The following is a 23,931-nucleotide window of genomic DNA, read 5'->3' as shown; positions in this document are numbered from 1 at the left end:
AAAGCGATTTTTCGCTTTGGTTTTTTTATTGCAAAAAAAAACGTCTAACAAAATTGTTAGACGTTTTTTGTTTCTAGTACATTCCATAAAGGATACAACTGCTCAATCGTTTCTAAAATAACTTGTGATAGATCCGGCGTGGCTAGGACTTCTTCCTTCATCAGCATCCGACCAATCTGATATTCACTTTTCTTCACCTGAACAAAGCGCTCTAAAATCGACTGACTGTCCGCTAAGGCAACATAATCGGAAACTAAATGACTGCCACTCACGACAAAATCGGTTGGTAAAGACATAATGTCTGTTTGGTGGTTCAGTAAATACTCAGCCATTTTAGCTTTGTTTTTAGGTTGATCAATCAACGATAGCCAAATGAACAACCGATCTTCCCACAAACTCAACTGAAAATGAGCTTCCATTTTATACCCTCGTTTGTTTCGACCGATGGCAACCCAAGTATTATCTGGTGCATGAATAGTACGTCTACGATGTTGTGCGATATGAACATAATAGATTTCTCCGGTTTTTTGGGTCAAGTAATCCGAAATTTTTTGACCTAATGTTGCAAATACCGGTTGAACATCTTCGCGAATCGCCTCCATCCGTGCCTCTAGGCCTTCTACTTGAAAGACTGCAAAACTTTCTTTAGTGAATCGTTCCATGTTGACCTCATTTCTAAAATTCAAAATAACTGATAGACTTGGCAAATTCGGCTTGCCAAATAGCAGGCTTTACTTGTTGATACGCTTCTTGGTGCACATGAAGCCCTTTTTTTACTGCTGCCATATTTGGTAACGGTGCATCGATATAGTCTCTTAACCATTTTCTAGTCGCTGGCCATTCATACATATATCCTAACGGCCGACAATGGTAAGTAATGTTGTCAATCCTATGCGTTTCTAACTTACGATGGGTGTGCCCAAATACGACTTGTTTGACCTGAGGATATTTTTTTAATACCTCATGAATCTTTTCGGAACCTAAAAAAGCATTCATTTGCCCCCATTTTTCATAAGGTGGCTTATATTCTGGTACAAATGCATGATGCGGAACAAAATGTGTCGTAAAAATCAGCGACTGATCTTTAGGAAAAGTCGCAAGATACTGATCTAAACGTTCGACTAGTTGTTCTAGTAAAAGAGGATCAGATGTAGCTCGTGTAATTTTACGATCATACCAAACCAATTGTTTAAATCGCGAAAAATCGCGCGGTTGTGTAGCAAAAGAATAATCATACCACCCATTCATGCCGACTAATGTCCATTGACTACTTAACTGACGCCAAGAAAAATTTAAAAACCGGTGATCTGGATACGCTTCGATCTCTTCTTCTCCTTTTAAATCTGCCATTTCATGATTTCCCCAATGAAACGTAGTCGTAAAAAATTGATCCACATACTCCACAAAGGCTAATGCTTCTTGTTTCGTATTGGCAATATCTCCAGCGATATGGACATCTGTTACCTTCTGTTGTTTTAAATAGTCGACCATTTGAGCATACTCGACAGTTGAAAATTGATTGATATCCACATGTAAATCCGATAAAATTGCGATTTTACCCACGGATAGTATCCTTAGATTTTTTAACAAACGCGATATCTTGTGCCAAAATCCCACCATCTGACTTTAATTGTACTCGTTTGTACGTAGGCTCGATCACAAGTCGGTTATCTTGATCCAATAAGCGTGTCGCGGATTCTTTTAAGAAAATCGGTCCTATGTTTGTCTCTACTTTAAGTTTATAATCGCTTAATTCTGCGTCGGTATACGTTTGATCCACAAATAATAATGAAAAATTTGGATTTAACTGACAAGATATCGCATGATCGACAAAAGGTCCTTGTCCATCTTCATGATCAAGGAGGATTCGTTCATTTGGTCCTTTAAAATCAGTGATTTTTTTTGCAACTTCTGGGCTTATTTCTAGTGTTAACATTCTCATCTACTCCTTTAGGCTTTTATTTATCATAGCAAATTTTTATAAAAGAAGCGATTGAACTGTCCCTCGTTTGTATCGATTGGGCTAGTCTTGTTATACTAGACAAAAGGAGGGTTCTTATGGCTGATGAATTACAAAAACATTTAGATAGTGGACGGTATGGTTCGCCCAAACTCCATCCTGACGAACAGCGTGCTTATTTGGGGACATTTCGTGAACGCTGTTATTTAAAAATGACCATTGACCAGATGAAAGAAAAAAATTGGACTACCGTCTTTTTCGATCATATCGCTGACTATCAAGATGCCAGTTGTTTGATTAATGATCAAGTTCCACAAAATATTCAAGCTCTTTATATCCAAAAGTTAAGCGCAGCTCACATCCCTTTTCGTATCGTGTCTTACGAAGGAGAGATTACTGAAGACACAGCAGGTCTTTTAGTGGTTACCGATCATGCAGTGGATGAACCGAACATTGAAATCGAGACTAAATATCAATTGCCTGAAGAAAAAAAACAGCCCGTCGAAAAAAAATCCTTTTGGAAAAAATGGTTTTAAAAAACGAGAGTGTGACAGAAATCTGTCACACCCTCGTTTTTTTATGCAAGCATTTTTTTAAATTTACGAATTTTTTTCGTTGCCCAAGTATAATGGCTAGTGGTTACTGAGACAAAATAACTCCCCAACGTACTTCCTCCTACCCAATCAAATACACCTTTCGTAAATAATTCTTCATTGGAAAACGTTGCGAGTTGCTCCATAACACGTTCATGGGTTGCCATAAATTCGGCTAGTGCGTCTTCATATGCACTGTGTTCGTGCTTACGAGTAAATGCTTCCTTTTGACTCTTGAATAAGCTTTTTCTACACTGCAAAAAGCAACTTACTATGCTTTAAAAAGTATCAAAACTAGTTTCCTGTTATTTTAGTTATATAAGATGCGTCAAAAAAATAGTAAAAAATCAGAGTAAATAGATTTCTCTACTTACTCTGATTTATAAAATTTCTCTTCATTATTAGATTTTATTAAATAAGAGTTATTATTTTTACGTACTCTATTTTACACTACTGAATCGGATATTGTTAATTCACTGCAGCATACGAAGGAGTTCCATAGACTGCTTTGATTGTAGACATTTTCGGAAGTTTTGAGCTAAACAGAACAACTGGAAGATACATCATCACCATAGAAAGTCGTTGATACACTCCCATATAGCTTGAGTCCATTAATTGTGCATAGCCATTTATTAAAGCAAAGAATACAGAGAGTATCCCTAATCCAAAAAATAAATAGGTTTTTGATCTGTCTTTTCGATAAAACAAGATACTGATTAAAAATGGGAACCCTAGCATTCCTAGACTACCCAAATCAGATGCGACTTGATGGATGATGACCGATAGCGTACTGCCACCTTCAATACTAAACAAGCCAGAAAGTAAACATTCCCCGATCGCAAAACTAGCAAGTGTCCCCACAATCGCGCGACTCATCCATACAGATGTCTGCGTTTTTAAATACGACACTAAACCAAAAAGACTAACAAGTAACACACTCCCTGCTAAAACGAAAAAAAAACTGAATCCATAATACACAGGACTGCCGACTTCACCTAGTTCACTGATAACTTGAGAAATTGCCTGGTATTTAGGATAAAAATGAGCCAATATATAAGGTGAGAGACTATCGATTGCTACAAAACTAATCAATAAAAATCGGAAATAAGATTTTATCATCGCCATTCGCTTCTTTCTTTTCTTTCTTCTATATTCGATAGTATAAAGCGTTTAGCTTAAACTGACCTTAATTTTGACTCATCTCGATCTCAACAGGATTAAAACGTTGCACTTAGAACAAAAATCAAATAAAAACCAGCTACAAAAAGAGCGGCTGTAATGATCCATGTGCTCCATATCGTCATTAAAAAGAATGGCGAAGTCGATTTTCCTCCCTTAGTTTTAACAAAATGAAACAATTTATGTGTAGCCCATGCCTGATAACTTCCTAACGCTAGACAAATAATCCCAGCAAGAATAGAAAGACTTGTGCCCATATGTATCACTCCTTTTTTCATTTTTTATAGTATATGGATTTAATTTTACAAAAGAAAAACAAAAAAAGACAATCCTAGTAGACTGTCTTTTTTTGTTTTTCTTATACTTTTTCTGGGAACAACAAATGCAACACATCCATCGTCAAACGACGACCTGTGCCTGAGAATGGGTAGGTATGCATGTGCATCGCAGGGTTAAAATTTCCTTCAATGATTCCATAGGCATTTTTTTCTGTAGCAGGAACCTCTTTATCTGGAATGATCAAATCAATTCCACAAATGACCGCACCTAATGCTGCAACTGCATCGATCGCGACTTGTTTGTAATCATCAGAAAACGTATCGGTCACATCGATCGAATCGCCACCGGTACTAATATTTGAATTTTCTCTTAAATAAACGATCGTCTCTTTTTCAGGAATACTATCGACCGTATAGCCTTGTTCTTTTAACATCAACTGTTCTAAAGAACCCAATTGGATCAATTCTAGTGGTGCACGGTGATGGGTCCCACGCAATGGATCTTGATTTTTTTCTGCTACAAGTTCTGTAATCGTACGCTTACCATCTCCGACTACATTAGCTGGAATACGTAGTAAAATCGCTTTGACCTGGCCATCGATTACGAAGAAGCGGTATTCAGTACCAGATAAAAATTCTTCAATCAAAATGGAACTATCTTCGGCAAAGGCGATCTCTAGTGCTGCTTCAAAATCTTCGCGAGTTGATCCTTCTTTAAAAATAGAAATCCCCAGTCCGTAATTTGTTGATTTTGGTTTTACGACAAATCCTTGGTCTTTATAACGAGCAAAATCAGCTAATGCACGTTCTTTTGTATCGTATTCGCCACCAATTGGTACACGGAAACCTGCTTGCGCTAAGACTTTTTTCGTGACCGTTTTATTTTCCATCAGTAAAGGCACGATATAGGAATCTTTTGCAGTCATATTCGCATTTTTAACCCATTCGCGATGTTCGCCTACCGACAATTGTAAAAACTGGTCTTGTTCGTCTAAAACCGCGACATTGATTCCTTTTTGAATCGCATCAAATAATAAAATCTGTGTCGACAGTTCCATATCGCGAAAACCGGCTAATTGATAAGGTTTTGCCCAAGCTTTTTGTGCATAAGTCTCGGCTAGTGCTGTCGCTTCTTTTGCTTGTGTACTTTGTTTGGCTTCTTTATACCAACGAGCAGCGAGCGTGTTGGTATAATCGTGTTGCACCTCTTCTAACCAAAGACGTAACGCATCTGAAAGCGGCAATTGAGCTTCATCAACAAATGTCAAAAATGCTACAATTAAAGCATCGATTTCTTTTTGATAAGCGGATTCATGCAAAGGATGCTCTAACGCGATTGCATTATTTTTCATATCTCCGCGTTTAATTGTTTTGGTTTCCTCAGTCTCTTCTTTGACTAACATAAACAATAAGAATAAGTGTAAAAATTCAACTTGCTCTTTTGAGATACCGTATTCAGCATATGGATTTAAGTCGATATTTCGTAACTCGATATAGCGAATACCTGCAGTAGCCAAATCGGCAACTTTTTTTCCACCGCGTAAACGAACTGAAGCATAAAATTCTTTTTCTTCTGAAAGTTTTCCATCTTCAACCATTTGAGTCAAATCTTCTAAATACGTTTCAATCGAATCATAACGTACTTTGACATCTTCTTTATTTTTATAGCCAAATGAACTATTGCGCAGTGAACGAACCGGTTCTTTAGGTCCTGCAGCACCCACAAAAAAGTTTTTTTCACTCATTGGAGAAGCACCAAATAAATACGTAATCAAATAACGATGCGCTAAATAATTTCGTGTTACTTTTAAATACGCGTTTGTCTTAAAACGAATAAAATCTGTTTCTTCTGTTTGAACGTCAAACATTCGCTTTAAAAATAGTTCAGACAATTCAATATTGAAATGAATCCCACTCACCATTTGTTTACGACGACCATATGTCTTAGCTAGATATCGACGATACAAAACATCTTCGAAACGATCTAATTTCGCTAACGTGATCGCTTCATCTTTTAAAGGTAGTGCAGGTGGCATGCTCAGTGGCCACAAACGTTCTTCCTCTTCTAATGAACGATACGCCACATCGTGAATAGCAGCTAAATAACGAAATAATTCTTCAACAGAATCCGTGACGGGTGTAATCAGTTCCATCTGTGTCTCGGCGAAATCTGTTTGAATATATGGATGCGACGAACGATTCCCTAAGGTTTTAGGATAAGTCGTTTCGACTAATTGACCTTCTTTAGTAATACGCTGACCTTCGCGTTCGATACCATATCGCGCAGTTAACGCATATGGCAAGACTGTTTCATGCATCAATAATGTTTGATAATCCATTGTTCCCCCGATCTAGAAAGTCATACTTTCTATCCCTATTCTTCTTTTAATAATCCTTTGAATAGACCGATTACAAAGTCATTTGGATCAAATGGTTCTAAGTCATCGATTTTTTCACCTAATCCTACCAGTTTTACAGGTAAATGTAACTCATTTCGAATCGCAAGCACGATCCCACCTTTAGCTGTACCATCTAGTTTTGTTAAGACCAACCCTGTAACGTCTGTTGTGTCTTTAAATTGTTTCGCTTGGACCATCGCATTTTGTCCAGTCGTTGCATCTAGTACCAGCAATACTTCATGCGGTGCATTCGGTTCTTCACGTTGGATGATCCGTTTAATTTTTTCTAGTTCATTCATCAAATTGACTTTATTTTGTAAACGACCAGCAGTATCGATCAATAAAATGTCTGCTTGCTCGGCTTTCGCACGGCGCATCGCATCAAACACTACAGCAGCTGGATCACCATTCGCCTCACCACGAACTACTTCAACGCCTGCCCGTTCGCCCCATACGACCAATTGATCGATCGCACCAGCACGAAACGTATCAGCTGCAGCAAGTAAGACTTTTTTCCCTTCTTGCTTGTATTGATAGGCCAATTTTCCGATACTCGTCGTTTTTCCGACACCGTTGACCCCAACAAATAGCATCACTGTCAAGCCTTCTGACTGCAAGTTTAAGGCATTATTCTCATTGACACCTTCTGCTTCATAAAGATCAACTAATTTTTCAATAATCGCGTTTTGGACTTCTGCAGGCTTTTTCGCATTGCGTAATTTGACTTCTTCACGTAGCGCTTCTGAAATTTTAATCGCCGTATCAAATCCAACATCCGCACCAATTAGAGTTTCTTCTAATTCTTCAAAAAAGTCTTCGTCGACGGTACGAAAATTAGCAAACAACTCATTCATACGTTCGCCAAATGTTTTACGTGTTTTTTCTAATCCCTTATCGTATTTTTCTTGGACTTGTTCTTGTTCGACTGTGATTTCTTCTGGTTTTTCTTCGCCGGTAAAGGCGCGTTTGATTTTATCAAAAAATCCCATATACTCACTTCCTTTAAGTTAGTTTAATACAAATTTTTCAATGGCACGTGCTACACCATCTTCTTCATTTGTTGTCGTAATAAAATCAGCAGCTGCTTTTACAACTGGTACTGCATTGTCCATCGCCACACCGACTTTGGCATACTCGACCATCGATAAATCATTTTCTTCATCACCGATTGCCATTACTTCTGCTTGTGTGATCCCAAGATCTGCGGCTAGGCGAGCGATTCCCGCTGCTTTTGTCACACCTTTTGGCATAAATTCTAATAGATTATTTCGTGTTTTGATCACTTCAAATTTTTCCTTGATCGACGCTGGAATGTTTGCGATCCATTGATCTAATAGTTCTTGATCATATGCAGTTACCGCTTTGTTGAATAACGTATATGTTGATAATTCTGCTTCTGTTGCTTCTTTATACGTTAATAATGGATTTAATGAAGGATAGATCGTGTGATACGTTGTCGAAGTAGGCAAACACAACACGATTTCATCTGACAAAATATCAAGCGGCATATTCATTTCTTTGGCTAGTGCGATCAATTCGGTAACGTCGTCTTTTGTTAATGTAACTTTTTCTACGATCTCACCGGAATCATTTTTTTGAACCAAGCCACCGTTAAACGTAATACTATAATCACCTGCTTGGCGCAAATCTAATAATTCAAGATATGGACGAATCGCCATCAACGGTCGACCCGTGCACAATACGATTTTCACTCCTTGTGCTTTGGCTTTTTTTAAAGTCTCTTTGTTTCGTAATGAGACTTCTTTTTTATCCGTCAGTAGTGTTCCATCTAAATCAATGGCAATTAATTTTATCATGTCGTTGCTCCTTTTGCTTTGATTTGTCCATCTTCTTTGACTTGTTCTAATTTCACAGATAGAACTTTCGAAACGCCTGATTCCTCCATTGTCACTCCATATAAAGCATCTGCAGCTTCCATCGTGCCTTTTCGATGAGTGACCACGATAAACTGTGCATTGTTTTGATTGGATTTTAAATAACGTCCAAAACGTGAAACATTCGCTTCATCTAAAGCCGCTTCCACTTCATCTAAAATACAAAACGGTACTGGTCGTACTTGGATAATGGCAAATAATAGCGCAATCGCAGTCAAAGAACGTTCTCCACCAGAAAGTAAACTTAAACTTTGCAGTTTCTTGCCTGGCGGTTGTGCTTCGATTTCAATTCCGGTATGCAATAAATCATCTGGTTGCGTCAAAACAAGTTGTGCGCGTCCGCCACCAAACATATTTGGAAACACTTCACTGAACTGGCGCTTGATTGCTTCAAATGTTTCTGAGAAGCGTTGTTTGACTTCTTCATCCATTTCAGACATGGTTTCTTCTAATTGTTCTTTGGCTTGAGTTAAATCATCTTTTTGTCCCGTTAGAAATTCATATCGTTCATTTACTTGATCAAATTGTTCAATGGCCTGTGTATTTACAACACCTAGCGAAGCAATTTCTCGTTTCAAACGAGTGATCGTTTCTTTTTGTTGATCTGTTGGCGTACTCAACGAAAAGAGCGCACGTGCTTGAGCTACAGTCATATGGTATTGCTCCTCTAAATAGCCCTCTTGTTGCGTCATTCTTGTCTGAAGACGATCCAACTGCACCGTATATTGTGTGTGTGTGGCCAACATTTCTTTTTGTTGGCGATACATTTTAGCTAAGGCATCGTCTTCTTTGCGAATCCTTTCATGACAAGCATAGCGTTTTTCACGTACGTCTTGTAAATGCGTTTCAATGCGTTGTTTTTCTTGTTGCGTAGCCTCGATCGTTTTAGTCAACGTTTCCACTGTTTCTTCTTGATGCTCATCTGAAGAAGCAAGTGCAGCCAGTTGACGTTCTAACGTCGCTTGTTTTTCTTCAGCTTGTGTTAACGATTTCGTGGTTTGCGCAAATCGCTCTTTGATATGTGCCACTTTTTCATTGAGCACAGCTTCTTTTGCTTGAAGTTGACTAATATCTTCGCGTAGTGCTTGACGGCGTTTTTCAATGCCATCTTCTTCTTTAGTCAACGTATCCATTTCTTCTTGAATCTTATCTAACCGTTCGCGAACTTGCTGCAACTCACTCTGTAACTGCTGATCTTTTTCTTCATGTTCAGCGACAAAACGTTGCCATTCACGCAATTCAAAAGCATAAATTTGTTGGTCTTTTTTTAAGCGTTCAATCGTACTTTTTAATACTTGTTCTTTCGACGTGAAATCTTTCGTATGTAGTTGCTCATCTTGATGCTGTGTTCGCAAATGCTCTAATTTTTGACGACTTGTCATCTCAAGCTCTTGTAATTCCTTGACTTGATGTTCAGTCAAATTCAATTGCGTTTCCAGTTGTGTGGCTTGATCCGTTAATTCTTGTAATTGTGCACCTTGCGTAAACACACTCGATTGCGTATTGCGTTTTGACGCACCACCTGTCATGGATCCTCCAGCATTCATCACATCGCCTTCTAAAGAAACGACTCGGTAACGAAATTGAAACGCACGTGCTAATTGATTGGCTGAAGCAAGGTCTTCTGCAATCAATACCGTTCCTAATAGATTCTCGATGATCACTTGAACATGCGCATCTGTTGTTAAGACTTGACTTCCTACTCCAATAAATCCTGTCATCGTTTGAGCTTGTTCCAAGACAGAAGAAGGCAAAGTACGTGCTTTGATCGTGGTTAATGGTAAAAAGGTCGCGCGTCCAGCTTGACGTTGTTTTAAAAACGTAATCGCTTTTCTAGCATCTGCTTCGTTTTCCATAACCACATGCTGCATCGCTCCCCCTAAAGCCGTCTCGATCGCAAGCGTATACTCACTAGGTACTTCGATCAACTCTGCAACAGCACCCACGATATTTAACTCCGTACGATGTTTTAATGCTTCACGCACACCTTGATAATAGCCTGTATAATTTTCTTTGATTTCTTGTAAACTTTTTTGACGTGCTTTGACTTGTTGCACTTCGCGCATTAGCTCATACATTTTTGTTTGGGCTTTAGCCAATCGTCCTTTAGTTGTTTCAATCAACTCTTGCAACTGCTGAGTTTGTTTTGCATGCTCTACTTGTTGTGCTTGCTCTTCTGACAGCGATGCTTGGATCGTAGCCAATTCTGCTGTTTGTTCTTGTAATTGCAAGTCGACTTCCGCTTGTTTTTTGATCGTTTGTTCATTCCGCGTCTGTTCTTGTTCATATTGACGTTCCAAATACTTACGCTCGTTGCTCACACTGGCTTGTTGTTGCATAAATTCAACGTATTCTGCACGTAATTCCTCCACTAATTCTTTAGTGGATTTTTCATAATTTTTTATTTCTTTTTCAGCTTGTCGCAATTGTTTTTCCACTTGTTGCAACGCACCGTTTTGAATAGACAACTGAGTGATCGCAGTTGCTTTTTCTTCTTCTAGTTGTTCGATTACTTCTAGCGTTTCTTCTAGAGATTCTTGATAGTCTTGACTACTTTTTAACGTATGTTTTGAACGCTCTTTCAATACATCCAATTGACCTTCTGCTTGCTTTAATCGTTCCACAACAGAAAGCAACGCTTGATTTTCATCTTCGATCGTCGTATCCAATTCTTCTCTTGTCTGACGCAATTGATTTAATCGTTCTTCTTTCGTTGTCAATTCATGTTGGATGTCATCTAATGTAGCTTGTGACTGTGTCGCTTTGATCGTCAACTCTTCGTGTTCCTGTTGCTCTTTTGCTAATTGACTAATCGTATACGTTACATCGACTTGTGTTAGCTCTTCTTTTAACGCGATGTATTTCGTTGCCGTTTCTTTTTGCTCACGTAAAGGACTTAACTGTTCGTCTAACTCATATACGATATCGTTTAATCGACTTAAGTTTTCTTTTGTTTCAGATAGTTTAGATTCGGCTTGTTTCTTGCGTGACTTGTATTTCAACACACCTGCTGCTTCTTCAAATATCCCGCGACGTTCTTCTGGTTTACTACTAAAGATCGCCTCTACTTTTCCTTGTGAAATAATAGAAAAGGACTCTTTGCCTAAACCAGAGTCCATGAAGAGTTCTTGTATGTCTTTTAAACGACAAGCTTGTTTGTTTAAGAAAAAGTCACTTTCACCAGTGCGTCGCAATCGTCTTGTCACACTGACTTCTACAAAATCAACAGGTAAATAATGATCTTCATTATCTAAAACTAATGTAACTTCAGCAATATTTAGTGGTTTACGTGACTGAGAGCCTGCAAAAATAATATCTGGCATCTTTCCCCCACGTAAACTTTTCGCTGAAGATTCCCCCAAGACCCATCGTATCGCTTCGGTAATATTACTTTTCCCACTTCCATTTGGTCCTACAATTGCCGTAACTTGATTCTCAAATTCAATCGTGGTGCGATTGGCAAAAGATTTAAATCCTGCCACTTCAATACGTTTTAAATACACATGACTTCCCCACTTATTCTTTTAATTCTTGTAATGCATTTTGTGCGGCAGCTTGTTCGGCTCCTTTTTTTGAACGCCCTGTTCCTTGTCCAATCAATTGATTATCGCAATAAACTTCTGTCCAAAAAATTCGTTCATGTGCAGGTCCTTCTTCTTTGATCAATCGATAATCGATCAACACATCTCCACCGCGTTGTAATACTTCTTGTAATTTTGTTTTATGATCCATCTCATGTGAAAAAGCACCCGCTTCAACTTTAGGAAAAATCACTGTTTGTAAAAAGCGATGAACAGCTTCTAATCCTTGATCTAAATACAATGCACCTAAAAATGATTCGAATAGATCACATAAAAGTGCTGCACGTTGACGTCCACCTGAATTCTCTTCTCCTTTTCCCAAACGGATAAATTGATCAAATGCACATTCTCTTGCAAATTCAGCTAAAGAATCCTCACGGACGATCGCCGCACGCATTTTCGTTAATTTTCCTTCTGGCATCTCAGGAAATTGTCGGTATAGATATTGTGAAACCAAGAGTTCCAATACTGCATCTCCTAAAAATTCTAAACGTTCGTTGTCGCATAGGTGTAGATTTCGATGCTCATTCACATAAGATGAATGGGTAAACGCTTGGTCTAGTAACCCCATTTCCTCAAAAACAATTTGGTAGTTTTCTTTTATTTTTGTTACTAACTGGTTTTCCATGAATTCCATTCCTTTTTTGTTTTTTTACAGTATAAACCTGTAAGTGGCATCTTCTCGTATTATACCAAAAGCCGCCGCGACTGTTAACTATTCTTACTGGATTCTTATAAGCTTTACTTCAACTAGCTGCACTTGATTTTGAAATGATTCTAATTTTTACCTTTTGATCGGCGAAAAAAATAAGCCGAATCATTACCGAGATAGGGGATACCAGTATCGGAATGATTCGCCTTATTTTTTGAAGTGGATTGCTTCTGTCACAGCGTGTTGCTTATAATAAAATTTGTCCAGCAACCGGTACAACGACCGTTACGATGACGCCGACGACAACTAATGCAATACTTGCCATTGAGGTTTCAACTTCCCCCATTGGTTGTGCTGCAGAAACACCTAATGAATGACCAGAAGTTCCTAAAGCCAATCCTCTAGCGATTGGATCTTTGATTTTAAAGAAATCAACTAATGGACGTGCTAGTGCATAAATGATGACCCCATTTAAAATACAAGCTAGTGAAGTTAGTTCACCTGAGCCTCCCATTGCGATCGATGTGGGCATTGCGATTGCAGTAGTTGCTGCTTGTGGAAGCATAGAAGCTGTTACGACTTTACCTAGTTCAAATAAATTCGATACCATATAGATTCCATAAATTGCTACAATACTTCCTAACGTGATTCCGCCTAAGATCTGCGCCCAATATTTTTTTAAGACCTCACGCTTTTTATAAAGTGGAATTGCAAAACAAATCGTCGCAGGTTCTAAAAAGAAACTAACTACTTGTCCGCCCTTGTTGAATTCTGGAAAAGAGATCCCGGTTGCCATCAACGTTAAAATCCCCAAAACCATTGCAACAAATAGTGGTGCAAATAAGAAGAAGCCATTTGATTTTTTAAATAAAACTTGTCCGATATAAAAGGTACCTAGTGAAAGTAAGACGCCAAAAACAGGTGTTTGTTTAAATAATTCAATGATCATATTCATCTTATCTCACCTCATTTGCTGTTGATTTTTTAATTGTCGCAAGTTTAGGAAAAGCAGTCGATTTTTTGGCAACTTTTTTATGACCTATGCCCAGTAGCAATTGCGCCATCCAACCGGTACCGACTAATAAAAATAACGTAGAAAAGAAAATCAAGGCGATCGTCAATAAAAAGTGCCCTTTCAATAAATCAAGTGAATTGATTGCTGAAATTCCTGCTGGCACAAAAAACAATCCAATATTATCTACCAATGCATTGCCGACTGTCTCGATTTGCTCCAAACGAATGATGTTTGTACATAAAGCAATAAATAATAACACTAAGCCAATCACTGAAGATGGCATTGCAAAAGGTAAAAGTGCTTCAATAAATTTTGAGATCATCATGACGATACTGATCATAACTCCTTGGTAAATAATTGAATAAGTCTTTTTCATCTTATTGTCCCCCTTGATTTCTCTTGTTTTCTTGTCCTTAGCATACAAAAAAAACCACTAAAAAAGTGGTTTTCTGCATTAGTTACGTTATTTGAGGTATCAGTTACTGAATCCGCTTCATCAAATGCTACAAGCCGATCGTTTGTTTAAACGCTTTGACGTAGGAACGGCTAACTGGAACCTTTTCTTGATTATTCATCGTCACTTGATAAGTTTGATTGAACCAAGGTTGAATTTCGGCGATTTTTTCTGTATTGATAATATAACTTCGATGCACTTTGAAAAAATAACTTGGCAAAGCTTGCTCTAATGCCGCCAATGTCGTGTTGGTCGTGAACGAGCGCGTGTCGCAGTGAATCGTCGTTTGTTTCCCTTGAACTTCACAATATAAAATTTCTTCAAACGGAACTAAAAAGATTCGCTCATCCGTCTCGATCGTTAATCTTGAAGGCGTCATAGGTGTTTCATGACGCTCAGTTAACGTACGGCTCGCTTTAGCGACGGCTTTTTGAATCCGCTCTTGTTCAAACGGTTTTAAAATATAGTCGAGTGCATTTAATTCGAATGCTTCGACCGCATGATTATCGTACGCTGTGGCAAAAATAATCAATGGTGGATTCTTGACTTGCTGGATTTTCTTAGCCAAATCCAAACCGCTTTCGTCCGTCAAATGAATATCTAAAAATAGTAAATCGATTGATTCTTGTAAGAGCAAAGAAAAGGCATCTTCAATCGATTCTCCTTCCTTTATTAACTCTACTTCGTCTAATTGCGACAATAAATAATGTAGTTCCATTCGGGCTAATCGCTCATCATCAATAATAGCTACGTTCATGGTATCACTCCTTTACTAATACGGGAATCGTAAAATAGAAATGACTCCCTTTTGTTGAAGATTCGACATGTAAACAAGATTCTTGGCCAAATAAACTCACCAAGCGTCGATTGATATTTTCTAATGCAGATCCAGTCCCACTTGTGGAAGGGACGACTTCATGTCCTAATTTTGCACGTTTTTCAGGATCGATGCCATTGCCATCATCTAGAACATGGATCGTCACGTTTTTTTCTTTTGTTGTTGCGGTAACAGATACATGATTACCGGTCTTACGTCCGATAAATGCGTGTTTCAATGCATTTTCTACTAAAATTTGGATCACAAATGGCGGAATCTGAACCTCATCTAATGTTGGATCTAGTTTCAATTCAATCGTATATCGTTCAGGAAAACGCGCTTGCTCAATGGCGAGATAGGCTTCAACATGTGCCAATTCTTCTTTTATAGGAATCAAGTTGTTGCGATGACCGTTTAGATTCGCACGAAAATAATGTCCCAACTGCAATAGTAAATGTCGTGCTTGTTCGCTATCAAAACGCATCAAAGCCGAAATCGTATTGATTGCATTGAATAAAAAATGTGGATTGACTTGCGCTTGTAACGATTTGATTTCAGCATCTTTTAATAATCGTTGGGCATTATCCATCTCACCTAATTCGATTTGTGAAGAAAAAATCTCGCCTAATCCTTTGGCTAACTGTTCTTCAACATAGGTTAATTCACTCGCGTCGGTAAAATACAATTTGAATGTTCCTACAACTTTTTCTTTGACCATTAATGGTACGACGATCGCCGCTTCTAGCGGACAATCTGGATGACTACATCCAATCTCTCGTTTTGTGCGTACAACATGGATCTCGCCGGTTTTTAAGACTTCTTTGGATAAATCAGTAATGATCGCTTCTTTAGCGATATGATGATCACTAGCTTTTCCAACATGCGCTAAGATCTCAGTCTGATTGGTCACACTGACTGCTGAAACACGCATAAATTTTTTGATTTGTTCAGCTGTTTGGTATGCAGATTCGACTGTTAAGCCTTGTCGAAAATAAGGTAACGTCGTATTGGCTAGCTCTAATACATCATGGGTTTGGATCGCACGAGCACTTTCTTCTTGTTTTAATGTCGATAAAATAATCGATAAAAAAATCGCTGTTCCTAATGCATTCACAAACATCATGGGTAAGGCAATCGTTTCAATCAATAAAATCGCTTGTTCACGACTTGGTAAAAAGAAAAAAATACACATCATTTGGATGATTTCCATCAATATTCCACAGGTTGCTCCTTGTAAAATACTTGGATAACTCTGTTTTTTAAGACTAAAATAACCAAACAGTCCCGATGCACTTCCAATTACGATCGAGGAGATAAAATACGTATATGGCGCCGTTCCGCCTTGCATAAAGCGCACTGTCCCAGAAATCAAGCCGACAAATAGACCCACAATAGGTCCTCCGATCAAACCGGACATTCCGATCGTAAGCGTTCTTGTATTGGCGATCGAAGCATGACTAGCTAGATTCACAAAGGCTGAGGAATCGATTTGTCTGGCATCTGTGACTAATACTCCTGTAAAGTTACTGATGATAGCAAAGATACTAAATGTTGCAATCAAGACAATTTGGGCAAATCGTTCTTGGCGATGGTACATCAATTTTTTATAATACGGGCTATTCATAAGTAGATTGGCTAATAAAATAATCAAGCCGACCCGTTCTAATAATGGCAATACTAGTGATAACATCTTCCCCACTCCCTTAAAAACAAGTATAACAAAAAAAATAGACTACGCTAGAGCGTAGTCTATTTCTAAGAAACTATTTTGCTTCTGTTACACCTAAAGTAGTATATGTGTTGTAGTCTAGATCACGTGTGATATCGTAACCTGTTACGCGTTCACTTACTGGTGTTACTAGATAAGAGTAAGTTGTTGGAATGACAAATGCTTCTTCATTTGCATATTCTTGCCAATCTTTATAGATTTTCGCTGCTTTATCTGTATCTAAAGCATCTTTAGATGACATTTCATCCAATAATTTTGTATTTTCGTCAGATACAAAACGAGTAAAGTTAAATTGTGCATCTTTTCCGTAAAGACCGGCTTGGTTTGGATCATATCCAGTTGACCAACCTGCTTGATACATATCGATTCCTGGATCATCAGCTTGTAATTTGTCATAGAAGCTATTGACTTCAATTAAACGTCCAGTAGCTAGTTCAACATTCAAACCAACTTCTTTCCAAGCTTGGATGTAGTATTCAGATAATGACTTCGCAGTCGTTCCGCCATCACGGAAAGCAAAGTTGATCGTTAATTTTTTACCATCTTTATCTTCACGTAAGCCATCGCCATCTACATCTTTATATCCAGCATCATCCAATAATTTTTTCGCTTTATCGACATCTTGTTTGTAGCCAGCAAGATCTTTATCATAAAGAGAAGCAAAACCAGGTACGACTAATGAATTCGCTTCTGTTTGCAAGCCATTGTATAATTTTTCTGCAATAGCTGCATTATCAACGGCGTAACCAATTGCTTGACGTAATGATTTATCGGCCATTTTTGCATTCGGATCCATCACGTTTTCGCCTTTATCTGCATCCCATTTACCTAATTTAAATCCAATGTAGTTATAGGCCAATTCTTGTTGGCCTAATAACTCATAACCATCTAAATCTTTCCAAGACGTGTATTCTGAGTTAGGCATACCATCGTAAATATCAAATTCTTTTGATTTCATTGAGGCTACAGCTGAAGATGTTGGAATACTCTTCATTGTTAATTTAGATAATTTTGGTTTATCTCCATAGTAGTATTCATTTGGTAAGAATTCTACAGATTCACCTGTTGTAATTTTGCTGATGTAGTAAGGTCCAAAAGTAATTGGGTTTTTACGAACCGGATCAGATGCCGCCATATCTTTGACTGCAATTCCATCAAACGCATGTTTTGGCATTGCATAAGATAATACTCCGCCTCCACCTTGTAAGATTGATGGTGAAAATTCTTTGTATGAGATCACGATTTCTTTATCGTTTACTTTTTTGATTCCTGAAATACTATCTGATTTTCCATCATGGTAATCTTCAATTCCGACAACATTTTTCATTGTAGAATCATAACGAACACCAGTATAGTCTTTATTGGCGATTACTTCATAAGGGAAGATCAAATCATCAGCCGTAACGTCTTTGCCGTCACTCCATTTTAATTTATCATTTAAAGTGATTGTAGCGGTTTTTGCATCTTCATCAAATTTGATTTTTGCTGCGCCACCATCTTTGATTTTTAAATCTTTGTCATAGTAGAACAATGGTTCATTTGCTGGTGCAAAATAAGTTGAGTCTAAAGCCATTTCTGAAAACGCATCTGAGAAGATTCCAGTAAATGCGGTATCCGTTACTTCAGCGATTTCTAATGTACCATCTTTCATCGCTTCTTTATCATTTGAGGTTTTAACTTTGAAATTTGCAGTATCGGTTGCTTTATCACTTGAACCGTTACTACTGTCTTTACTGTCACCATTGCCACAAGCAGCTAACGTTAAGCTTAACCCTGCCACTGTTACTAAACCTAATAATGCTTTTTTCTTCATTCCGTTTCCCCCGTTTCTGATTATCCTAAACGTTGACGCGCATCTGCGGAACGTTTAAAGGCTTGACCTACATAATTTATACTTAACATCAAGACTAAAATTAGCAATGATGCAGGTATCCATACCCATGGTTTTGATGTGATGACTTCTGAATTATTTGCATAAGAGATCAATGTTCCCAAACTTGGTGTTTTGATTGGTAACCCAAATCCCAAGAAAGTCAAACTGGTTTCAATCCCAATATTTGCGGCAAAGTTCATCGTTAAGTTTGTAATAATCAATGAACTTAAGTTTGGCATCACTTCAAAAAACATGATTTTAAAATCAGAAGTTCCTAAAGTTTTCGATGCACTCACATAGTCACGACGACTTTCTGACAGTGTTTTGGCACGAAATAGTCGTGCTTTCCCGACCCAGTAAAAGGCCGACATGATCCAAACTAAACTTAAAGCATTGTATTTTGGTACGATGGTTACCAATACGATGATGATCAATAAAATCGGTAAGATCATAATAAAGTCGACGATACGCATCAAAACAGTATCGATCACCCCACCATAATAGCCAGAGATGATTCCGACAGCGACCCCGATGATCGAGGTAATGATCGTGATCAAAAATCCGATCATAATTGAATTACGAGCACCAATAACGAGTAATCCAAATACATCACGACCACCTTCATCTGCACCTAATAAATAGTACCGTCCATCTACTGCTGTGGTACCAGGTAGTGCATATCGATCAAAAATACTGACTTTATTAACTGTATCTGCATCTAAAATGAAACTGCCAATAAAGGCAAATAGTAAGACAAAAATTAATAAACCAAGCGAGAACATCGCCAATTTATCCTTTTTAAATTCTCGTGCGATCACTTTGATTCCCATAGGAGGTGTCGACACGGTTGTTGCTGTAGCTGTTTCTTTTTTTGCCATTGTGTACACTCCTCTATGTTATTGGATTCGAATTCGTGGATCTACGATACTCATAATAATATCTGATAATAGTGTCCCAACTAATGTTGCGACCCCAAAAATCAAGGTTAATGCTGTGATGACTGAATAGTCACGTTGGCCAATACTTGTAATAAACAAGTTTCCGATTCCTGGATAATTAAAGATGATCTCGATCATAACCGAACCAGAAATTAATCCTGTGATCTCATATCCTAATGTTGAGGCAATCGGTAACGATGCATTTCTAAAGATATGACGGTTAAATACGGTACTTGTTGGTACCCCTTTCGAACGCGCTGTACGGATGTAATCCATTTTCTTCGCATCGATGACTTCACTACGTAGATATTGAATCGTAACAGCTGTACCTAAGAGTGCTTGGACGATCGAAGGTAAGAGCACATGATAGAGCTGACTCATAAAGTACCCTATCGTCCCCGGCGTTGCATCTGTCGCCACACTTCCACTTGTCGGGAACCAGTGTAAGGTATACCCAAAGAAGTAGATCATCAATAAGGCTAAGACAAAAACTGGAATCGCAAAACTGATAAAGTTATAGCCTACTACAAATTTATCTAACCATGAATTTTCATAACGTCCAGCATATAATCCTAATGGAATCGCTAAGGCATACGTTAAAATAACTGAAACAATCGCTAGACGAACGGTATTTCCGATCCGTTGACCAATAACGGTCGCCACATCATATTTATACGTATAACTTTTTCCAAAATCACCATGCAACGCATTCGTAATCCAGTTGTAGTACTGTTGATACCATGGATCATAAAAACCAGATGCTTTTTTCAATTCTTCAATACGTGCAGGATCCGTATTGGGATTGATCAACCCTGTAAATGGATCTCCAGGCATCATTTTCGCTAGAATAAAGATCAGTAAACTCAAAATAATGATTTGGGGAATCATTAAGATCACGCGACGTAAAATCGTTTTCCACATTTAGCTTTTCCCCCCGTCTTTTAATGCAACTTGATGTGTCGGTGAGATGCTCGTTAAATCATACACACGACCCGTTTCATCGTAGTAATTTTTTTGGTTGTTAATGTATTCTGCTTCAACTAAACGTCGTGTTTCTTTATGTGCATCACGATTTTTCACATCGATTTGTGGAATCGCAGATAATAAGCGTTTAGTATAGATATGTTGCGGATTAGTATAGATATCTTGTTTTGTGCCAATTTCAACAAATCGCCCTTTATACATGATCGCAATATTGTCACACATGTGTTTGACGACACCTAAGTCATGGGAAATAAATAAGAAACTCAAGCCATATTCTTCTTGGATACGCTTCATAAAGTTCAATACTTGCGCTTGTACTGATAGATCCAGTGCTGAAACTGGCTCATCTGCCACGATCAATTTCGGATTCGACGCTACTGCTCGCGCAACTCCGATCCGTTGACGTTGTCCGCCTGAAAATTCATGCGGATACTTGTATAACGCATCTTCTGGCATCCCAACGATATCAAGTAATTCTTTCACTCGTTTTTTCTCTTCTTGATCACTTAAACGGTCAAAATTTCGTAAGGGTTCCGCAATAATGTCAACTACTCGACGTTTAGGATTCAAACTTGACATTGAATCTTGGAAGATCATCTGAACATCTTTATTGTATTGCATCTTGCGTCTTGTTGACGCTTTTGTAACATCTTGCCCTTCGTAGATAATCCCACCAGAAGTGATTTTTTCTAAACCAACGATGGCTTTTCCGGTCGTAGATTTCCCTGAGCCTGATTCACCAACCAATCCATACGTTTGGCCTTTTTCAATCACAAAATCGACACCGTCTACTGCATAGACATAGTCGGTTACGCGATTCAAAAAACCACTGCGAATTGGATAGTGAACTTTAAGGTCTTTAATGGTAATCAATTCTGACATTTACACTACTCCTTTTCGTCTCTAAAATGGAAATGCTTGTAACACGTACAACGGACCAAATGACCCGGAGATACTTCATGAAGTGTCGGATTTTCTTCGTGATCAGAAGCTGGAATCCACGGAATACGCGGTGCAAAACGACAGCCATTGCGTACCATATTTTTTAATGACGGTACGACCCCTTCAATCACATGTAACTCGCCTTCTTGGTCTTCTTGTGGAATCGAATTTAAAAGTGAACGAGTGTAAGGATGTTTTGGATTATTGAATAGCTCTTCAGCTGTTGCCACTTCTACGAATTGTCCACCATACATCACCGCTACCCGATCGGCCATCTCTGCTACCACACCTAGATCATGTGTGATCAAGATAATGCCCGCTTCAGTTTCTCTTTGCAGATCTGTTAAAAGATCCAAAATTTGAGCTTGGATTGTCACATCAAGAGCTGTCGTCGGTTCATCTGCAATAATAATCGGAGGTTTACACGCAATGGCAATCGCAATGATTACCCGTTGACGCATCCCACCTGAAAGTTCATGTGGATATTGACGACCTACACGTTCTGGATTTGGAATCCCAACTTGTGTCAGCAATTCGATGGCACGTTGTTGTCGTTGCTCGCTTGTCATTTTAGTATGGTAAGAAAGTCCTTCTTTGATTTGATCTTCAATACGCATCAAAGGGTTCAAGGCAGACAAAGGATCTTGGAAAATCATCCCGATATCATTGCCACGAATCTTGTTATATAGCGTTTCATTTAAATTTGCTAGATTCAGATCTTTATACATAATCTCACCGGTGATTTTGGTATTTGCTAGATCTTGCAAGCCCATGATCGTTGTGGCTAAAGTACTTTTACCACAACCCGATTCGCCAACGATTGCTAAAATTTCATTACGATTTAATGTAAATGAGACATCATCTACTGCATCATAATAATCGTCTTTGATCCGAAAGCTTGTATGTAAGTGTTGCACGTCTAATAATTGTTTTGCATTTGCCAACGAAAAGCCCCCTTCAAAAGTATGGATCGTCATTTTTATACCACTTGTTTTTTATTTCTAATAGAAATATCATATTTTTTTAATAATTATATAGAATATGTAAAAAAATTACAAGGACAAAAATATCGGTATCCGGATATTTACTTATAATAGCACAGTTTTCAGTCGGTTCAAGAGCAATAAAAGAAAAAACGCAAGAAAATGTAACCGTTTTGTTTGATTTTCTAAAAATAAATGCAGTTCTTATTGGATTTTCACTTAATATAATTAATGTTTTGTTTGAAAATAAAAAAAGTTTGAAGGAAATTTCCTTCAAACTTTTTTTATGCGATATTTTTTGTAATATAGTCCACTGCAGCACCTACAGTTTCAATTTTTTCCGCATCTTCATCTGAGATTTCGGTACCGAATTCTTCTTCTAACTCAAGAACGAATTCCATTACACTAATTGAGTCCGCATTTAAATCATCTTTGATATTCATCGCTTCGGTTACATCTTCAGCATTTACTTCAAAGTGATTGGCAATTACTACGGTTACTTTTTGAAATACTTCATCGTGTGTCAACTGTTTTCACCTCCACCTTAGTGACGAGACAGTAAAATAACTAAGCCCATTCTAACGATTCCTAGCTTATTTGTCTACCTTTTTTTGTAGCTTCTCATTAATCGAGAACGCGCCTTCTTGCTTTTTCTTTTCTTCAAATTGAGCAACCAATTCTTCTACCATATGACTATCTAACATCGTATAGATTTGACGAATCGTTTGCGCAACAGCTTCGGGTCCAGTTGCACCATGTGTTTTGATTACTGGCGCTTTTAACCCAAACAAGACAGCCCCGCCATATTTGGCATAGTCCATTTTGCCTTTTAAACCACGTAAACTATCTTTTAATAACAAAGCCCCTAGTTTACCTTTAAGGCCCGCATCTAAAATCGAGTCTTTCAAAACAGCCATTAAATTCAAAGCTGTTCCCTCGATTGTTTTCAATACTGCATTTCCCGTGAACCCGTCTGTTACAACAACGTCTGCTACGCCATTTAACAATTCACGTGCTTCAACATTTCCGATAAAATTGAGATCGGATTCAGCCTTTAATAGTTCATATGTTTTTTTCGTCAATTCGCTTCCTTTTGTTTCTTCGGTTCCATTATTTAATAGACCGATACGTGGATTTTTAATTCCACGAACATGAGAAGCATAAAATGAGCCTAAAATGGCATATTGTACTAAATGTTCTGGCTTGTTTTCAGCATTTGCACCAAGATCTAACATATCAAATCCAGCATCGCTTGTCATCACCGGTAACGTTGACATCAATCCAGGACGATCGACGCCTTTGATCCGACCAATGATAAATAGTCCCGCAGCAAGTAACGCACCTGTATTTCCTGCACTAAAGATGGCATCTGCTCGCCCTTCTTTTACTGCTTGAGCAGCTAAAACCATTGAAGCTTGTTTTTTCTTACGAATCGCTTTTACGGGTTCGTCTTCGCTATAAATTTTTTCATCAGTATGAATAATCTTCACATTGGTTTCATCTGTTACATATTTACGGATTTCCGATTCTTTACCATATAATTGGAATTCGATCATCGGAAAATCTTTTTTCGCTAGCATTACGCCTTCAACGATTGCTTGTGGCGCGTGATCGCCACCCATTGCATCGACAGCAATTCTCATGTCTGACGCACTCCTT

The 23,931-nt window shown here is 38.2% G+C and carries 23 protein-coding genes; 1 reads left to right on the top strand and 22 read right to left on the bottom strand.

The window, feature by feature from the left end:
• Positions 1 to 56: 56 nt before the first annotated feature.
• The 3 genes from I573_RS05415 to I573_RS05405 are packed head-to-tail and all read right to left on the bottom strand — an operon-like array spanning position 57 to position 1,936.
• Positions 57 to 662, bottom strand: coding sequence for a DUF1054 domain-containing protein (locus I573_RS05415; RefSeq protein WP_016185944.1), 606 nt, complete (start codon positions 660 to 662; stop codon positions 57 to 59).
• A 13-nt stretch (positions 663 to 675) separates the two neighbouring features.
• Entirely contained in the window at positions 676 to 1,563 is an 888-nt protein-coding gene (locus tag I573_RS05410; RefSeq protein WP_016185945.1) for a metallophosphoesterase, read from the bottom strand.
• Positions 1,556 to 1,936: an iron-sulfur cluster biosynthesis family protein gene (locus I573_RS05405; protein ID WP_016185946.1), complete on the bottom strand. Its 381-nt coding sequence runs from the start codon at positions 1,934 to 1,936 to the stop codon at positions 1,556 to 1,558. The genes I573_RS05410 and I573_RS05405 overlap by 8 nt, the downstream gene beginning before the upstream one ends.
• Before the next feature lie 122 nt (positions 1,937 to 2,058).
• Here I573_RS05405 and I573_RS05400 point away from each other — a divergent pair, with 122 nt between their 5' ends.
• A complete protein-coding gene (locus tag I573_RS05400; RefSeq protein WP_016185947.1) occupies positions 2,059 to 2,496 on the top strand; it encodes a YueI family protein in 438 nt (145 codons plus the stop codon).
• A 41-nt stretch (positions 2,497 to 2,537) separates the two neighbouring features.
• On the opposite strand, the gene I573_RS05395 is transcribed toward I573_RS05400, so the two are convergent.
• The 19 genes from I573_RS05395 to plsX form a co-directional block, all read right to left on the bottom strand.
• Positions 2,538 to 2,813, bottom strand: a complete 276-nt coding sequence (locus I573_RS05395) for a ClbS/DfsB family four-helix bundle protein (protein WP_051109574.1) — start codon at positions 2,811 to 2,813, stop codon at positions 2,538 to 2,540.
• Between the two features lie 208 nt (positions 2,814 to 3,021).
• On the bottom strand, positions 3,022 to 3,672 hold the full coding sequence (locus tag I573_RS05390) for a DUF998 domain-containing protein (RefSeq protein ID WP_016185948.1): 651 nt from the start codon (positions 3,670 to 3,672) through the stop codon (positions 3,022 to 3,024).
• A 98-nt stretch (positions 3,673 to 3,770) separates the two neighbouring features.
• On the bottom strand, positions 3,771 to 3,989 hold the full coding sequence (locus tag I573_RS05385) for a hypothetical protein (protein WP_016185949.1): 219 nt from the start codon (positions 3,987 to 3,989) through the stop codon (positions 3,771 to 3,773).
• 101 nt (positions 3,990 to 4,090) lie between these two features.
• Positions 4,091 to 6,349, bottom strand: coding sequence for a bifunctional glutamate--cysteine ligase GshA/glutathione synthetase GshB (gene gshAB, locus I573_RS05380; RefSeq protein WP_016185950.1), 2,259 nt, complete (start codon positions 6,347 to 6,349; stop codon positions 4,091 to 4,093).
• 35 nt (positions 6,350 to 6,384) lie between these two features.
• Positions 6,385 to 7,398: a signal recognition particle-docking protein FtsY gene (gene ftsY, locus I573_RS05375; RefSeq protein WP_016185951.1), complete on the bottom strand. Its 1,014-nt coding sequence runs from the start codon at positions 7,396 to 7,398 to the stop codon at positions 6,385 to 6,387.
• An 18-nt stretch (positions 7,399 to 7,416) separates the two neighbouring features.
• Complete coding sequence (locus I573_RS05370; protein ID WP_016185952.1) at positions 7,417 to 8,226, bottom strand: Cof-type HAD-IIB family hydrolase; 810 nt, start codon at positions 8,224 to 8,226, stop codon at positions 7,417 to 7,419.
• Positions 8,223 to 11,807: a chromosome segregation protein SMC gene (gene smc, locus I573_RS05365; protein ID WP_016185953.1), complete on the bottom strand. Its 3,585-nt coding sequence runs from the start codon at positions 11,805 to 11,807 to the stop codon at positions 8,223 to 8,225. The genes I573_RS05370 and smc overlap by 4 nt, the downstream gene beginning before the upstream one ends.
• 13 nt (positions 11,808 to 11,820) lie before the next feature.
• A complete protein-coding gene (gene rnc, locus I573_RS05360; protein ID WP_016185954.1) occupies positions 11,821 to 12,513 on the bottom strand; it encodes a ribonuclease III in 693 nt (230 codons plus the stop codon).
• 271 nt (positions 12,514 to 12,784) lie between these two features.
• Positions 12,785 to 13,492, bottom strand: a complete 708-nt coding sequence (lrgB, locus tag I573_RS05355; RefSeq protein WP_016185955.1) for an antiholin-like protein LrgB — start codon at positions 13,490 to 13,492, stop codon at positions 12,785 to 12,787.
• Between the two features lies 1 nt (position 13,493).
• Positions 13,494 to 13,928, bottom strand: coding sequence for an antiholin-like murein hydrolase modulator LrgA (gene lrgA / locus I573_RS05350; RefSeq protein ID WP_016185956.1), 435 nt, complete (start codon positions 13,926 to 13,928; stop codon positions 13,494 to 13,496).
• Between the two features lie 127 nt (positions 13,929 to 14,055).
• Positions 14,056 to 14,763 carry a LytR/AlgR family response regulator transcription factor gene (locus I573_RS05345; RefSeq protein WP_016185957.1) on the bottom strand — a complete coding sequence of 236 codons (708 nt, stop codon included), beginning with the start codon at positions 14,761 to 14,763 and terminating at the stop codon, positions 14,056 to 14,058.
• Positions 14,764 to 14,767: 4 nt separating this feature from the next.
• Positions 14,768 to 16,513 carry a sensor histidine kinase gene (locus tag I573_RS05340; protein WP_016185958.1) on the bottom strand — a complete coding sequence of 582 codons (1,746 nt, stop codon included), beginning with the start codon at positions 16,511 to 16,513 and terminating at the stop codon, positions 14,768 to 14,770.
• A 73-nt stretch (positions 16,514 to 16,586) separates the two neighbouring features.
• On the bottom strand, positions 16,587 to 18,365 hold the full coding sequence (locus tag I573_RS05335) for an oligopeptide ABC transporter substrate-binding protein (protein ID WP_016185959.1): 1,779 nt from the start codon (positions 18,363 to 18,365) through the stop codon (positions 16,587 to 16,589).
• 20 nt (positions 18,366 to 18,385) lie between these two features.
• A complete protein-coding gene (locus tag I573_RS05330; protein ID WP_016185960.1) occupies positions 18,386 to 19,303 on the bottom strand; it encodes an ABC transporter permease in 918 nt (305 codons plus the stop codon).
• An 18-nt stretch (positions 19,304 to 19,321) separates the two neighbouring features.
• On the bottom strand, positions 19,322 to 20,284 hold the full coding sequence (gene opp4B, locus I573_RS05325) for an oligopeptide ABC transporter permease (protein ID WP_016185961.1): 963 nt from the start codon (positions 20,282 to 20,284) through the stop codon (positions 19,322 to 19,324).
• The gene (locus tag I573_RS05320) at positions 20,285 to 21,229 is read right to left on the bottom strand and encodes an ABC transporter ATP-binding protein (protein ID WP_016185962.1); all 945 of its coding nucleotides are present in this window, start codon (positions 21,227 to 21,229) and stop codon (positions 20,285 to 20,287) included. It abuts the gene before it with no gap.
• 5 nt (positions 21,230 to 21,234) lie between these two features.
• Positions 21,235 to 22,266, bottom strand: a complete 1,032-nt coding sequence (locus tag I573_RS05315) for an ABC transporter ATP-binding protein (protein ID WP_016185963.1) — start codon at positions 22,264 to 22,266, stop codon at positions 21,235 to 21,237.
• Positions 22,267 to 22,556: 290 nt separating this feature from the next.
• Positions 22,557 to 22,799: an acyl carrier protein gene (gene acpP / locus I573_RS05310; protein ID WP_016185964.1), complete on the bottom strand. Its 243-nt coding sequence runs from the start codon at positions 22,797 to 22,799 to the stop codon at positions 22,557 to 22,559.
• Positions 22,800 to 22,865: 66 nt separating this feature from the next.
• Entirely contained in the window at positions 22,866 to 23,915 is a 1,050-nt protein-coding gene (gene plsX / locus I573_RS05305) for a phosphate acyltransferase PlsX (RefSeq protein ID WP_016185965.1), read from the bottom strand.
• Positions 23,916 to 23,931 lie beyond the last annotated feature (16 nt).

This window comes from Enterococcus sulfureus ATCC 49903 (genome assembly GCF_000407605.1).
GTDB classification, from domain to species: Bacteria; Bacillota; Bacilli; order Lactobacillales; family Enterococcaceae; genus Enterococcus_G; species Enterococcus_G sulfureus.
Note: the sequence above shows the minus strand (reverse complement) of the source record. Positions and strands in the feature narration are given on the sequence as shown.

Excerpts from the sequence above, each read along its gene's own strand:
- I573_RS05315 (WP_016185963.1), bottom strand. The coding sequence starts at position 22,266 with ATGACGATCCATACTTTTGAAGGGGGCTTTTCGTTGGCAAATGCAAAA.
- I573_RS05370 (WP_016185952.1), bottom strand. The coding sequence starts at position 8,226 with ATGATAAAATTAATTGCCATTGATTTAGATGGAACACTACTGACGGAT.
- I573_RS05385 (WP_016185949.1), bottom strand. The coding sequence starts at position 3,989 with ATGGGCACAAGTCTTTCTATTCTTGCTGGGATTATTTGTCTAGCGTTA.
- I573_RS05320 (WP_016185962.1), bottom strand. The coding sequence starts at position 21,229 with ATGTCAGAATTGATTACCATTAAAGACCTTAAAGTTCACTATCCAATT.
- ftsY (WP_016185951.1), bottom strand. The coding sequence starts at position 7,398 with ATGGGATTTTTTGATAAAATCAAACGCGCCTTTACCGGCGAAGAAAAA.
- I573_RS05405 (WP_016185946.1), bottom strand. The coding sequence starts at position 1,936 with ATGTTAACACTAGAAATAAGCCCAGAAGTTGCAAAAAAAATCACTGAT.
- I573_RS05330 (WP_016185960.1), bottom strand. The coding sequence starts at position 19,303 with ATGGCAAAAAAAGAAACAGCTACAGCAACAACCGTGTCGACACCTCCT.
- gshAB (WP_016185950.1), bottom strand. The coding sequence starts at position 6,349 with ATGGATTATCAAACATTATTGATGCATGAAACAGTCTTGCCATATGCG.
- I573_RS05340 (WP_016185958.1), bottom strand. The coding sequence starts at position 16,513 with ATGTTATCACTAGTATTGCCATTATTAGAACGGGTCGGCTTGATTATT.
- rnc (WP_016185954.1), bottom strand. The coding sequence starts at position 12,513 with ATGGAAAACCAGTTAGTAACAAAAATAAAAGAAAACTACCAAATTGTT.
- opp4B (WP_016185961.1), bottom strand. The coding sequence starts at position 20,284 with ATGTGGAAAACGATTTTACGTCGCGTGATCTTAATGATTCCCCAAATC.
- plsX (WP_016185965.1), bottom strand. The coding sequence starts at position 23,915 with ATGAGAATTGCTGTCGATGCAATGGGTGGCGATCACGCGCCACAAGCA.
- I573_RS05335 (WP_016185959.1), bottom strand. The coding sequence starts at position 18,365 with ATGAAGAAAAAAGCATTATTAGGTTTAGTAACAGTGGCAGGGTTAAGC.
- I573_RS05390 (WP_016185948.1), bottom strand. The coding sequence starts at position 3,672 with ATGATAAAATCTTATTTCCGATTTTTATTGATTAGTTTTGTAGCAATC.
- I573_RS05415 (WP_016185944.1), bottom strand. The coding sequence starts at position 662 with ATGGAACGATTCACTAAAGAAAGTTTTGCAGTCTTTCAAGTAGAAGGC.
- I573_RS05345 (WP_016185957.1), bottom strand. The coding sequence starts at position 14,763 with ATGAACGTAGCTATTATTGATGATGAGCGATTAGCCCGAATGGAACTA.
- lrgB (WP_016185955.1), bottom strand. The coding sequence starts at position 13,492 with ATGAATATGATCATTGAATTATTTAAACAAACACCTGTTTTTGGCGTC.
- lrgA (WP_016185956.1), bottom strand. The coding sequence starts at position 13,928 with ATGAAAAAGACTTATTCAATTATTTACCAAGGAGTTATGATCAGTATC.
- I573_RS05400 (WP_016185947.1), top strand. The coding sequence starts at position 2,059 with ATGGCTGATGAATTACAAAAACATTTAGATAGTGGACGGTATGGTTCG.